Source organism: Streptococcus australis (assembly GCF_019930045.1).
In the GTDB taxonomy this organism is placed as follows: domain Bacteria; phylum Bacillota; class Bacilli; order Lactobacillales; family Streptococcaceae; genus Streptococcus; species Streptococcus australis_D.
Genome location: NZ_JAHZQQ010000004.1, coordinates 1 through 13269, shown reverse-complemented (window position 1 = coordinate 13269; position 13269 = coordinate 1). Strand labels below are relative to the sequence as shown.

Below are 13269 nucleotides of genomic sequence, written 5' to 3'. Positions count from 1 at the left end.
CTATTCCTCTTTCTTTAGATCCAAGCGCATAGCGACTTCGTTATTTTCTTCTATAAATCCTGTTTCCTGAAAACCCAAACTAGTCAGCAGGTACTTCATTTTTTCATTTCCAACTACATAATCTGCGATAATATGATTGCAAGCTCTATCCATCTGAGCCTCTTTGACCAGAACTTCCAAAGCCTTTCGTCCATAACCTTTTCCTTGGTACTGATGGCCAATCATTATCCGCCAGATAAAGTATTCCGCTTCATCCTTGTCTATTTCCAGCAGGAGAAAGCCAACCACTTGCTCATCCCAATAGATTGCCATGGGAAACACATCACCATTCTCTCGGTAGAGCCATGCATCAGCTAAAGAACGCACATTTGGAGCTACGAAATGTGCTCGTTCATCAGCTTCAGATATTTTCAGATCCAGCACTGCCTGAAAACTGCTCTCATCTACTAATTTCAGATTAATCATTTTTCTCCTACCAAGATTACACAATCAAAACTTGATTTCCTTCTTATTTCCTCTCCACTCCCAAATGTTCCAACACCTCTGGATAGAGCTTGTACTCTGTTTCGTGGATGCGAGTTTCGAAAGTATCAAGGGTATCACCTTCAAGGCGTAGCACACGGACTTGTTTGATGACCTTACCTGTGTCCACACCAGAATCCACCCAGTGAATGGTCACACCAGACTGGGGCACGCCAGCATTCCAAGCATCTTCAATACCATGAGCCCCTGGAAATTCAGGGAGATAAGCCGGGTGAATATTGATAATACGGCCTTCATAAGCTGCTAGCAAGGTTGGGCCGACGATTTTCATATAACCCGCCAAACAGACTAGGTCAATCTCGTGCTCATCCAAGAGCTCGACAATGGCTCCTTCGTAGTCTGCTTTGCTCTCAAATTCCTTGAGTTCAAAAGCATAGGAAGGAACTCCAAGCTTTTCGGCACGCTCGAGCACATAGGCATCACGATGGTCTGAAAAGACAAACTCCACTGGAAATTCTTCAGCAATCACCTGAAAATTTGAGCCATTACCAGAGGCAAAAACCGCTATTTTTTTCATTTGATGATAACACTTTCGTTTTCTTTCTTGACGATCCGACCGATTTCATAAACAGGTTCGTAGAGAAGTTCTTTGACACGTTCAACATGTTCTGGTTTCACTGCAAGCATAAGCCCTACACCCATGTTGAAGATTTCAAACATTTCTTCATGTTTGATTTGGCCATATTTTTCAAGGGCTTTGAAAATTGGAAGAACTGGAACCTTGCTTTCGTCAATTTCAGCAGCCAAGTCATCTGAGAACATCCGTGGGACATTTTCGATGAAACCACCACCTGTGATGTGGGCAACACCGTTAACCAATTCTTCTTTGATGAGTGGCAAAGCTGCTTTAACATAGATACGAGTTGGCTCCAAAAGAACGTCTTTAAGTTTTTTTCCTTCAAGTTCTGGGAGAACTTCTTCACCTGTGTAATCCGCAAAGACACGACGCACGAGTGAGTAACCATTTGAGTGGATACCGCTTGAAGCAAGTCCGAGAAGGACGTCTCCCTCTGCTACTTTTGAACCGTCGATGATTTGAGATTTTTCTGCAACACCGACAGCAAATCCAGCCAAATCATAGTCGTCTTCGCCATACATACCAGGCATTTCAGCAGTTTCCCCACCGATGAGGGCCGCACCTGCTTGTACACAACCTTCAGCCACACCAGCAACCACTTGTTCTAGCTTAGCTGGTTCATTTTTACCAGTTGCCACATAGTCTAGGAAGTAGAGGGGCTCCGCGCCTGCAGCGATGATGTCGTTGACACACATAGCCACACAGTCTTGACCGATGGTATCGTGCTTGTCATACTTGATGGCTAACATGAGCTTGGTTCCAACACCGTCAGTTCCTGAGATCAAAACGGGCTCTTTAACACCTGTTTTTGAAAGGTCAAACATGCCACCGAATCCACCAAGAGCTCCCATGACACCTGCACGCTCTGTACGTGCTACGTGTTTTTTGATCCGTTCAACAACTTCATAACCCGCTTCAACATCCACACCAGACTGCGCATAAGCATTTTTATTCGTCATTTTATTCATTCCTTTTCTTTTGCACTGTTCTTAATAGAAAGAAGTGTGTTCTTTCAAACTTTCTACATAGCGTTCTTCGTAGTCATATAAAGGCGTTGGGTATTTCCCATCGAAGTAAGCAACACAAAGACCACCGTTTGGTGCATCGGTATCAATGCCAATAGAATCAATCAAGCCATCAATGGACAAGTAAGTCAAGCTATCCGCACCGATAATCTCACAAGTTTCCTCCACTGTATGATTGGCTGCGATCAGCTCCTCACGGCTCTGAATATCAATTCCATAGAAACACGGATAAGCCAAAGCTGGGCTGGCAATTGCCACATGGACTTCTGTAGCACCTGCTTCTTTCAACAATTTCACAATTCGACGAGAGGTGGTTCCACGCACGATAGAGTCATCAATCATGACAACCCGTTTGCCTTTCACGACACCAGATACGGCAGAGAGTTTCATTCGCACTCCTTGTTCCCGCAATTCCTGAGTCGGTTGGATAAAGGTCCGTTGGATATACTGATTCTTGATCAAGCCCATTTCATTTGGCAAACCAGATTCTTCCGCAAAGCCCATGGCAGCACTGAGAGAGGAGTTGGGAACCCCCACCACAATATCTGCCTGGTTCTTAAATTCTCGTGCCAACTGAGCTCCCATCCGCTTTCGAGCCGTATGGACGTTGACCCCTTGGATATTGGAATCAGGACGAGCAAAATAGATATACTCCATGGAACAAATCGCCAGTTGCGTATCATCCGTATAGCGATCATAAGTAATGCCATTTTCATCAAAGATAACGAGCTCACCAGGGTGCACATCTCGGATCCATTCCGCTCCAATAACCTCAAAAGCACAGGTTTCAGAAGAAACAACCAAGGCTCCATTAGCCATTTTCCCGATAGAAAGAGGACGGAAGCCATTGGGGTCTAAGGCTGCAATTAGCTTATCTTCAAACAGCATCAGATAAGCAAAACCACCTTTGACTGTATTAAGAGCTTCCTTGATTTTCCCCATAAAGGAAGGGTTGTGACTCCGTCGAATCAAGTGGGCCAGTATTTCTGAGTCAGAGGTTGAGCTAAAGATGGCTCCATTTTTTTCTAATTCAGATTTGAGCGATTGGGCATTGGTCAAATTCCCATTATGGGCCAGACCAAACTGCGTATCTTGAAAGCGGAAGAGGAAGGGTTGGATGTTATCCACAGACGCTTCCCCCGCTGTCGCATAGCGAACATGCCCGATAGCAGAGCTTCCTGTTAATTTTTCCAAATTTAATGGATTCCGAAAGACTTCTGAAAGAAGGCCTGTGTCTCGATGGCGTCTCAGGGTTCCTTGGTCATTAGCCAGGATTCCTGCTCCTTCTTGTCCCCGGTGTTGGAGACTGTGAAGCCCAAAATAAGTGAGTTTCGCAGCATCTGGATGTCCCCAAATCCCAAAGACTCCACACTCTTCATTAAGAGATTTTACTTCGTATGTCATGTTGTATACCTTTTATTTTCCAGTAAAATATTGAACCGCTGATGCAAAAAGATGCTGGTCTTTATTTCCTGGAATATTTTGGAAGAGACCGTCTTCAAAACGTTCTGAGTGACCCATCTTCCCAATGATTTGACCGTTCTTGCTGGTAATCCCTTCAATCGCATGGACAGATCCGTTAGGATTGTATTTAGAATCCATGCTTGGCTTACCTTCGAAGTCAACGTATTGGCTAAAGATTTGACCATTGTCACGAAGCTCTGCGAATTCCTCAGCTGTCACGACAAATTTACCTTCACCGTGTGATACTGGGATGGCATGGATGTCACCAACTTCTACTCCGGCAAGCCATGGTGAGTTGGTATTGGAAATCCTTGTTTCCACCATCTTAGCCACGTGTTGGTTGGCATCATTGTAGAAGAGAGTTGGACTCGTACTGCTTGCATCTTCAAAGTTACCGTATGGAAGAAGACCTGATTTAACAAGAGCTTGGAATCCATTACAGATACCGATGATCAAACCACCACCTTCGATGAAGCTATCGATGGCCGCACGTACTTTTTCATTGAGCAAGATGTTAACGATAAATTTAGCAGATCCATCTGGTTCATCCGCAGCTGAGAAGCCACCGGCAAAGAAGATAATGTTTGCTTTTTCAATGTTGTCAACCATGGTGTCAACAGACTTGACAATGGCTTCTTCATTCAGTGTGACAAATGGTACCAAGTTGACTTTGGCCCCTTCTTTTTCAAAGGCCTTAGCGGAGTCATACTCCGAGTTGGTACCTGGGAACACCGGAATGTAAACTACTGGTGTCTCAACTATTTCTTTGGCTTTAATCACGATATCTGATGCCACTGCAGGTACTTCTTCTAGTTCAGTAGCCTGTTCAAACTCAGTAGGGTAAACTTCTTCCAACTTACCTTGGAAGGCATTGTCAAGTTTGTGTCCATCGAGCATTACACCGTTGACAAGCAGTGTAAAGTCTCCAACTGTTTGTCCAATCTTCTCAACACCTTCAATCTCTTCTGGTGAAGTGAAGATGAATCCACCCAATTGGGCTGTCAAGCTGCTGTCAAGGGCAGCTAATTCAACAGTGGCACCGATATGGTTCCCAAATGTTGCAAGGGCAAGGGCTTCAAGGACACCACCATATTTGACAGCTGATGCTGCTGTCACTTTATGGGCAGCTTGGATAGCTTCAAATTGAGCAAAGTTAGACTTGATAAGATCAAAATCAATTTCTTGGGCCAAAGCTTGACCTGGGATGTAATAGATATTTTCACCAGAAGCTTTAAATTCTGGAGAAAGAACCTTACGGCTATCTGCTGTTGTCACCCCAAAGGCTACCAAGGTTGGTGGTACTGTCAATTCTTCAAAGGTACCAGACATCGAGTCCTTCCCACCGATAGATGGCAAACCAAGTTGAATCTGAGCTTCAATGGATCCAAGAAGAGCTGCTACTGGTTGACCAAAACGCTCTGCCTGTTTATCCATCCGTTCGAAATATTCTTGATAAGAGAAACGAGCCTTAGACCAGTTGGCACCAGCAGCAACCAAACGGGCAGTTGCTTCGATGACCGCATAAGCAGCACCATGATATGGAGACCATTCGGCGATATAAGGGTTAAACCCTTGCGCCATAACAGAAGCAGTTGTTGTCACACCATGTTGGACTGGCAATTTCTGTACAGAAGCTTCCGTTGGTGTGATTTGGTAGCGACCACCGAGTGGGTGATTGACTGTTGAACGACCAACTGAACTATCAAAGATAGTTTGTAACCCTTTTTGACTGGCATGGTTCAGGTCAGCCAAGACTTCAAGCGTATCCGCTTCAAGGGTTTCAGCAGATGTTTGACGTTCTTCTGGAAGCTTGACATCCTTGTCAACCACCTTAGCATCTACAACCACACGTACACCGTTTGTATCAAGGAAACGACGTTCCAAATCAACGATGGTTTCACCATTCCAGTGCATGACAAGATTTGGTTTCTCCGTCACTGTCGCAACGACAACAGCATCAATATTTTCTTTGTTACATGCTGCAACGAAGGCATCTACATCTTCTGGACGAACCACTACAGCCATCCGCTCTTGAGATTCAGAGATAGCAATTTCTGTACCATTCAAGCCTTGGTATTTCAATGGCACTTTGTCTAGATCAATTTCAAGACCATCAGCCAATTCACCGATAGCCACACAGACACCACCAGCACCAAAGTCATTTGATTTCTTGATCAGACGGGTCACTTCCCCATTACGGAAAAGACGTTGAATCTTACGTTCTTCGATGGCATTCCCTTTTTGAACCTCAGCACCAGCTGTTTCAACAGATTCAACTGTTTGAACTTTAGATGAACCTGTCGCACCACCGACACCGTCACGTCCAGTCTTACCACCGAGTAAAATGATCACATCGCCTGCTTCAGGTTTTTCACGGACAACATTTTCCTTAGGAGCCGCACCGACAACTGCACCTAGCTCCATACGCTTAGCAACGAAACCTGGGTGGAAGTATTCACGAACATAAGTTGTCGCCAAACCAATTTGGTTACCGTATGAAGAATAACCGTGAGCCGCTGTTTTAGAGATCACTTGTTGTGGCAATTTACCAGCACGGGTTGCTGAAATTGGAGCTGTAATATCACCAGCACCTGAGATACGCATGGCTTGGTAAACGTAGGAACGCCCTGACAATGGGTCGCGAATGGCACCACCGATACAAGTAGCCGCTCCACCAAATGGTTCAATTTCCGTTGGGTGGTTGTGGGTTTCATTCTTGAACATGAGAAGCCATGGTTCTTTGACACCATTGACATCCACTTCAATTTCAACTGAGCAGGCATTGATTTCATCAGACACTTCCATGTCATCCAAACGACCATTAGCACGCTCATAACGGCCAAAAATAGTCGCCATATCCATCAAGGTTTGAGGTTTTTCAGTACGTCCCAACTCATCACGCATGGCAATATACTTGTCATAAGTCGCCTGCAATTGTTTTTGGAATTTAGAAGCTGAGAAATCGATGTGTTTCAACTCAGTCTCGAAAGTTGTGTGACGGCAGTGGTCAGACCAGTAAGTATCCAACACCTTAAGCTCAGTCTCAGTTGGTACCCGTCCAATGGACTTAAAGTAATCTTGAATGAAGAGAAGGTCATCCACTTCCATGGCCAATCCTTGCTCAGCTTTATACTGTGCAAAATCTTCTGCCGTATATGTTTCAAAGAAATCCAAGCTTGGAATGGTCTTGTCAGACTCAGAGAAATCCTGTTTCGCGATGCCAACAGTGATATCTTTGAAACGAGAATCCACTGGGTTCAAGAGGTAGTTTTTGACAGCTTCCAACTCATTCGCATCAATATCCTTGTTAACCAAGTACAATTGTGCTGTATTCACTGTTACATCATTTGAACTACCCAACAACAGCAAAGCTTCTTGTGAAGATGCCGCCCGTTGGTCAAATTGACCAGGCAAGCTTTCAATGGCAAAGAAAGCATGCTTCTCAAGATCAGCCTGAACCGCAGCTTCATCCAAAACAGTATCGGTCACCTGCTCAGAAAAGATGTGTTTTTCCGCACGCGCAAACAAATCTTCTGCCAAATTAAAGACATCGTAAACCTGAACAATCCGAAGATCTTTCAAGGTTTTCAACTGAAGATTATGCTGTAATTCTTTTACTAATGAGTCCGATTTCACACGAAAATCAGCTTTTTTCTCAACGAAAATACGTTTATCCATTTTAGTTCCTTTATTTCTATTCAAATAGGCTCTTGAAGACGAAGGCTTTCCCTTTCAAACAGATTACTTCAAGCCCTGCAATTTTTCTAAAACGACCTTGTAAACATCTGTCAAGCTACCAAGATCACGACGGAAGACATCCTTGTCCATATGGTGCCCTTCAGCATCCCAAAGGCGGCAGTTGTCTGGTGAGAATTCATCTGCCAAGATAATCTTGCCATCCTTATCAAAACCAAATTCCAATTTGAAGTCAATCAAGCGAAGACCAATTTGTGCAAACCAATCTTTCAACAATTCATTGATACGACGCGTTTCTTCCTTGATATAAGCAATTTGCTCATCATTGGCAATATCCAAGAACTTCACATGCTCATCATTGATGAATGGATCGTCCAACTCATCATTTTTGTAGTAAAATTCAACGATTGGAGTCTCCAAGTCCAAACCTTCTTCAACGCCAAAGCGTTTAGAAAAAGAACCCGCCGTCACATTACGAAGCACAATTTCCAAAGGAATGATTGTCACCTTCTTGTTGAGTTGTTCTGTGTCAGAAATACGTTCGATAAAGTGAGTAGCCACACCCGCAGCATTCAATTTTTCAAAAATAAGAGACGAAATCTGATTGTTGAGCACACCTTTCCCCTCAATGGTCTCTTTGCGAGCTCCATTCAGCATGGTGGCCTGGTCCTTATAAACGGACTTAATCACATGTTCGTCTTCTGTACTATAAATATCTTTTGCTTTCCCCGTATAAATTAATTGATCGGACATCTTCTTGTTCGCCTTTCATCTTTTATCCTTTTCAGTGTATCACAGAGAGGTTGTTTTTTCAAGTTAAATCCGTATCTTGTTCGCTTGTAACACAAAAATAATAAGAGATTGAATCAAAAAGATTCAACCTCTTATTTTTAGATGCTTGTTTGTTCGTAAAATCCGAACCTTATTTGCTTGTTTTCTTCAAAACGTAGTCTACCATATCTCCAACAGTTGCCATGGCATCAATGTCTTTATCTGGGATATTAATTTGATAGGCTTCTTCCAAATAAATAATGTATTCCATGAGATCAACGGAATCCACTTCCAAGTCTTTTCGTAAATCCAAATCCAAAGAGACCTCATAGTCAGATCCCTTATTATCTTGAATCAACCCTTCAACTAGTTTAAAAATTTCTTGATGACGACTCATTTCTCTTCCTCCAATTCTGATAATTCAACCACAGATTTACGAATAACATCTGTTTCCAACATGGTCCGGATCTGGCGGATCGTGCTATAGACTGCCTTGGCATCACTAGAACCATGGGTTTTCACGACAGGGGCTTGCAAGCCAAACAAGACCGCACCTCCAACATCTGAATAATCCAAGGTCTTTTTCAAACCTCGTAGATCATTCTTCAAGAGGAAGGCTCCAATCTTGGCTTTCAACCCACCACCACTAAGGACCGTTTTCAACTGTTTAAAGAGGCCCAGAGCAGTTCCTTCCATAGTCTTAAGGACAGCATTACCTGTAAATCCATCTGTAACAATGACGTCAGCAACTCCATCCATCAAGTCACGCGCTTCCACATTTCCTACAAAATTGAGAGAAGGATCTGCTGCTAATAATTGATAGGTCTCCTTGCGTAGGGGATCACCCTTGCTTTCCTCTGTTCCGTTATTTAAGAGACCGATACGAGGCCGCTTAATGCCACGGACATTCTCTGCATAATAGGCTCCCATAATCGCATATTGGTGCAAGTGTGTTGGCGTATTTTCAGCATTTGCCCCCAGATCCAACATATCATAGCCCTTCCCATCAAGGGTAGGAAGAGTCGACATCAAACCTGGACGATCGATGACCTTGATCCGACCGACGATGAAGTAACCAGAGGCAAGAAGAGCCCCTGTATTTCCTGCAGAAAGCATCGCATCCGCTTCTCCATTCTTAACTGCATGCGCTGCTAAGACCATGCTGGCTTGCTTTTTCCGACGAATCGCACGAGTTGGCTCATCATCTGAGTTGATTTTCTCATCCGTATGGACGATCGATACCCGCTCAGTTGCTGTCAGGTATTGCTTAATTTTAGCCTCATCCCCATACAAAATGACTTCAATATCCTTAAATTCTTGTATGGCTTGATTGACCCCTTCTACCAGGGCCTGTGGAGCATGATCTCCACCCATTGCATCAACTGCAATTTTTTTCATTTCTTACCTCCAGACTGATCTTTTAAGATCTCTCCCCAGCTTCCTAGGGAATCAATAAATTTCTTAGATTTTAGATGAATGCCTACATATTCATCATAGAGTTGGTCTAGGCACTTTCTCAACTCTTTCTTCATCTCATCATGGATGGAAATCGTCTCTAACTCACTAAATTTCACAGCTTGAAAACGATCCAACAAATAGAGGGCGTTTGGATCCCAGTGCGCTCGTCTTTCGTCACGATTATAATGATCTGGGCAAAGGACACCACCCAAGCGGAATGAAAAATCAAAAGGCAACCCCACTCGATGACAGACACAACACTCATGGACGTTTAAGGCAACACCAAATCGGGATAAAATCTGCATTTCAAAAATATTGGTCAAGATTTCATAATCCAAGCCCCGATCCATCAATTGCAAGGTCTGCTCTAAAAAAGCAAATAAAGCTGGATCAGGTTGACGATCCTGTATACTAGCATCTGCCAAGGCCAGTATATAGGTTGCGTAGGAAAGACGAAAAAGATCTTGATTAATCCCTTGGAAACTTTGAACCTCATGAATATCTTCGATATAGCTGAGTCCGTCATCATTGATTTTCAGATACATATCCGCTAAAGTCAACGGTTGGATCATAGAATTCAACCGAGAACGATTGGCATGTTTCACGAAAAACATGAGCTTGCCAGCTTGCTCTGTAAAGATTTTAACCAGCTTATCGTCCTCTCGGTAATCCCGATGGTAGAGGACAATGCCACGACTCTCAATGCTCTCCAGCATGTTCTTTCATAAACTCCTTCAACCGACTCATCGCTTCTTGGATCACTTCCATACTTACTGCATAAGACAAGCGCACATATCCTTCGCCGTAAGGGCCAAAAGCCATTCCTGGGATAAAGGCAACAGCCTTTTCTTGGGCTAGGAGCTTCAAAAAATCGAAGGAGTCTTGGTTATATCCTTGTGGGATCTTAGCAAAGATATAGAAGGCCCCATCTGGGCGGATGATATCAAAGCCCATGGCAGACATTTCTTTGATGATATAATCTCGACGCTCTATGTATTCCCGTTTCATCGGCTCTGCGTCGTCTTTACCAACCGTTAAGGCTTCAATGGCTGCATACTGGTTCATGGTCCCCGCCGCAGTCACCAAGTACTGATGACTCTTGATTAAGTGAGCTGTCAAGGGAGCCGACGCAAAGATAAAACCGAGTCTCCAGCCTGTCATGGCATGAGACTTAGATAAGCCATTGATAATAATGGCTTGGTCCCGTAGATAGGATCCCAAGGAAACGTGAGACTGACCTGTATAGGTTAGCTCTGAATAAACTTCGTCACAAACGACAAAGATTTCATATTTCTTCAAGACTCTAGCCAACTCCTGCATCTGCTCCTTAGAGTAGGTGACACCTGTCGGATTAGCTGGGTAGTTGAGAATAACCGCCTTGATGCGATCTCCTTGCTCTTCTATGGCCTTTTCTAAAGCCTCTGGACTGAGGATAAAGCGATTGTCTGTCGTATCGATTTCGACGACACTAGCCCCCATCAGTTTAATAATAGGTTCGTAACCAGGATAAGCTGGTGCTGGTAAGAGCACTACATCTCCCGGTTCCAATATAGCGGTCAAGGTCGCAGAAAGGGCCTCCGTTGCCCCAATCGTGACCAAAATTTCATCCTCTGGTCGATACTGTAGGTTATATTTTTCAGCTACAAACTGACTAGCAGCTTCACGTAGAGCTAGCAAGCCACTCATCCCCGTATAATGACTCTGGTTGGCGTCAATAGCTGCTTTTGCTGCTTCCTTTACATGATCTGGCGTTGTAAAATCTGGTTCACCCAAGGTTAAGCGTAAAACACCTGGAATAGAAGAAATGGCTTGGTCAAACTGACGAATCAAAGAAATCTCGATTCGATTCAAATTTTGATTAAACCGTTTTGTTAAATCCATAGCCACCTCCAAAAAAGTTCTATCACCATTATACTATAAATGGAAAAGCATCGCAAAAAAGGGGCTAGTCCCAACTAAAATGATACAATAATGGCCTTTCTCATCAAAAAAGGACTTAGCACATGCTAAATCCTCTCATTGAATAAATTTTACCAAATCTTTTCTATTCTTGACCACGTGTTGCAACATAATTCAACTGATCACCATGTTTCGCCAAGAAATCCTTCATTTCCGAATCCGGAATTTGACGAAGGTAGAGATTGGAACGGATCGTTTCATCTTCTTCGCGACAAGTAGACAAGACTAGGTACTTATCAGAAGCATTGATTTTAATATTTGGATTTTTTGTACGCGCTGACTCATAGATGTTTTTCAACTGGGTAGTGAAATCTTCATCATCTGAAAAGCTGGTACGATAGAAAGCTGTTGTTTCAGGAACAATGACCAAGCCCATTGCTTCATAATAATACTTGCGCTCAGGTGTTTCAATAACTACGTAAGGGTGCTGATTAAAGTACTCTTGGTTATCATAGAAATTAACATCATTAAACATGCGATGATCTGCAACTTTACTGCCACGTGCATGACCAAAGAGCCAAGTCAAACGATCGCTAAAGTCCTTTTTGTTATCTGTATCCATGAAAACAGTTCCCATAAGAGGTTCGTTTCCACCATCAAAAGTTTTATCCAAATAAGTAGCATTGTCCCCTGTTTGAACAACAGGCTCATCTAACTCAGTTCCTGGTGCATAAACATAACCAATTGTTTCTGGATTAACCGCAGTTAATTGGGCAAAACGATTTTTTAAATAATCTTTTTCTTCTTGACTTGGTTCATATTTAGCTGCTTGTTTGGTTGAGCTTGTACTAGTTGACTTTTTAGCTGTGCTAGAAGATTTTCCTCCCCCAAATGGATTGAAGAAAATAAAACCAGCAACAATCACGACGACTGCAGTAAGAGCAATAATGATTCCAACCAATTTATTTGAAGCTTTTTTCTCAGCTCTTTTCATTTCGTTGATCTCCTTATGACGATTTTTTCTCTAAAAAATATCACTGAGCCCTAGGACTCAGTGATATTCGTTTCGAGCTAATTAATAATCAAATTATTTAACTGCGCTTGTTTTTGGAAGAGTTTTACCAGCTTTAGCATCAGCTTTAACTAGGTTACCGTTATTGTCAACAGTACCAATAACGTTACCTTTTTCGTCTTTAACTACAACGTTACCATTTTCATCTGTAGTAACAGTAACATCTTTACCAGTTTGAGCTTTGATGTCTTCTGCAATACGAGTAAGGTTAGGTTTGTTATCTTCTACACCAGTTGGATCGTTCCAGTAGTTACCTTGGCTTTGAGCTGCTTCACGATATTTTTGTTGAAGAACTTGGATGTAACGGTTGCGAACAGTATTGTAAGCTTCGTTGTAAACACGATCAAAGTCTTCTTGAGCGCGAGCAAGTTTTACATCATGGTCATGACCAGTGTAATCTTTAGCCGCATCAAGAGCTGCTTGAGCTGCTACTACTGAAGGTTGTTTTGCAACTTCTGCACGAATTTCTGCATCGTGTGCTGCCACTTGTGCATTTGCTTCATCAGCAACGTCACGTTCAGAAACATATTTCTTTTGGATCAATTGGTTAGATGCATTTGGGTTTTCACCTTGTGCAAATACAGGTGCTGCTGCTGCAAAAAGTGAAAGAGCTGCTACTGATGATAATAAAACTTTTTTCATTGTTTTATCTCCTTTTTTCATGATAAATTGTAAAATATAGTGCAACAAAAAAACTCATAGCGTTTCATTGGGGTAAACTGTAAGTATTCACACAAACAGAACCCGAGGAAAAACTATGAGCT

The 13269-nt window shown here is 42.9% G+C and carries 12 protein-coding genes; all 12 read right to left on the bottom strand.

The annotated features are described in order from the left end of the window. Complete coding sequence (locus tag K1J10_RS01645) at positions 1-465, bottom strand: GNAT family N-acetyltransferase (RefSeq protein ID WP_223355661.1); 465 nt, start codon at positions 463-465, stop codon at positions 1-3. Between the two features lie 43 nt (positions 466-508). Next, positions 509-1060, bottom strand: a complete 552-nt coding sequence (purN, locus tag K1J10_RS01640; protein ID WP_223355660.1) for a phosphoribosylglycinamide formyltransferase — start codon at positions 1058-1060, stop codon at positions 509-511. Continuing rightward, positions 1057-2079, bottom strand: coding sequence for a phosphoribosylformylglycinamidine cyclo-ligase (gene purM, locus K1J10_RS01635; RefSeq protein ID WP_223355659.1), 1023 nt, complete (start codon positions 2077-2079; stop codon positions 1057-1059). The genes purN and purM overlap by 4 nt, the downstream gene beginning before the upstream one ends. Before the next feature lie 30 nt (positions 2080-2109). Further along, entirely contained in the window at positions 2110-3549 is a 1440-nt protein-coding gene (purF, locus tag K1J10_RS01630; protein ID WP_126403568.1) for an amidophosphoribosyltransferase, read from the bottom strand. 12 nt (positions 3550-3561) lie between these two features. Continuing rightward, a complete protein-coding gene (locus K1J10_RS01625) occupies positions 3562-7287 on the bottom strand; it encodes a phosphoribosylformylglycinamidine synthase (protein ID WP_223355658.1) in 3726 nt (1241 codons plus the stop codon). Between the two features lie 63 nt (positions 7288-7350). Continuing rightward, the gene (gene purC, locus K1J10_RS01620; RefSeq protein ID WP_223355657.1) at positions 7351-8058 is read right to left on the bottom strand and encodes a phosphoribosylaminoimidazolesuccinocarboxamide synthase; all 708 of its coding nucleotides are present in this window, start codon (positions 8056-8058) and stop codon (positions 7351-7353) included. A 169-nt stretch (positions 8059-8227) separates the two neighbouring features. Beyond that, positions 8228-8473: a phosphopantetheine-binding protein gene (locus tag K1J10_RS01615; protein WP_048687889.1), complete on the bottom strand. Its 246-nt coding sequence runs from the start codon at positions 8471-8473 to the stop codon at positions 8228-8230. Continuing rightward, positions 8470-9474 carry a phosphate acyltransferase PlsX gene (gene plsX, locus K1J10_RS01610; RefSeq protein ID WP_048687892.1) on the bottom strand — a complete coding sequence of 335 codons (1005 nt, stop codon included), beginning with the start codon at positions 9472-9474 and terminating at the stop codon, positions 8470-8472. Before plsX ends, K1J10_RS01615 begins: the two co-directional genes overlap by 4 nt. Then, a complete protein-coding gene (gene recO, locus K1J10_RS01605; RefSeq protein ID WP_223355656.1) occupies positions 9471-10250 on the bottom strand; it encodes a DNA repair protein RecO in 780 nt (259 codons plus the stop codon). The genes plsX and recO overlap by 4 nt, the downstream gene beginning before the upstream one ends. Beyond that, positions 10234-11415, bottom strand: coding sequence for a pyridoxal phosphate-dependent aminotransferase (locus K1J10_RS01600; protein ID WP_023027445.1), 1182 nt, complete (start codon positions 11413-11415; stop codon positions 10234-10236). Before K1J10_RS01600 ends, recO begins: the two co-directional genes overlap by 17 nt. 163 nt (positions 11416-11578) lie before the next feature. Further along, positions 11579-12427 carry a class B sortase, LPKTxAVK-specific gene (srtB, locus tag K1J10_RS01595; RefSeq protein ID WP_023027444.1) on the bottom strand — a complete coding sequence of 283 codons (849 nt, stop codon included), beginning with the start codon at positions 12425-12427 and terminating at the stop codon, positions 11579-11581. Positions 12428-12520: 93 nt separating this feature from the next. Next, positions 12521-13147 (bottom strand): amylase-binding adhesin AbpA, encoded by a 627-nt coding sequence (gene abpA, locus K1J10_RS01590; protein WP_042361305.1) that lies wholly within the window; start codon positions 13145-13147, stop codon positions 12521-12523. Positions 13148-13269 lie beyond the last annotated feature (122 nt).

Coding starts and splice junctions, on each gene's coding strand:
- abpA (WP_042361305.1), bottom strand. CDS start 13,147: ATGAAAAAAGTTTTATTATCATCAGTAGCAGCTCTTTCACTTTTTGCA.
- K1J10_RS01625 (WP_223355658.1), bottom strand. CDS start 7,287: ATGGATAAACGTATTTTCGTTGAGAAAAAAGCTGATTTTCGTGTGAAA.
- plsX (WP_048687892.1), bottom strand. CDS start 9,474: ATGAAAAAAATTGCAGTTGATGCAATGGGTGGAGATCATGCTCCACAG.
- srtB (WP_023027444.1), bottom strand. CDS start 12,427: ATGAAAAGAGCTGAGAAAAAAGCTTCAAATAAATTGGTTGGAATCATT.
- purF (WP_126403568.1), bottom strand. CDS start 3,549: ATGACATACGAAGTAAAATCTCTTAATGAAGAGTGTGGAGTCTTTGGG.
- purM (WP_223355659.1), bottom strand. CDS start 2,079: ATGACGAATAAAAATGCTTATGCGCAGTCTGGTGTGGATGTTGAAGCG.
- purN (WP_223355660.1), bottom strand. CDS start 1,060: ATGAAAAAAATAGCGGTTTTTGCCTCTGGTAATGGCTCAAATTTTCAG.
- K1J10_RS01645 (WP_223355661.1), bottom strand. CDS start 465: ATGATTAATCTGAAATTAGTAGATGAGAGCAGTTTTCAGGCAGTGCTG.
- purC (WP_223355657.1), bottom strand. CDS start 8,058: ATGTCCGATCAATTAATTTATACGGGGAAAGCAAAAGATATTTATAGT.
- K1J10_RS01600 (WP_023027445.1), bottom strand. CDS start 11,415: ATGGATTTAACAAAACGGTTTAATCAAAATTTGAATCGAATCGAGATT.
- K1J10_RS01615 (WP_048687889.1), bottom strand. CDS start 8,473: ATGAGTCGTCATCAAGAAATTTTTAAACTAGTTGAAGGGTTGATTCAA.
- recO (WP_223355656.1), bottom strand. CDS start 10,250: ATGCTGGAGAGCATTGAGAGTCGTGGCATTGTCCTCTACCATCGGGAT.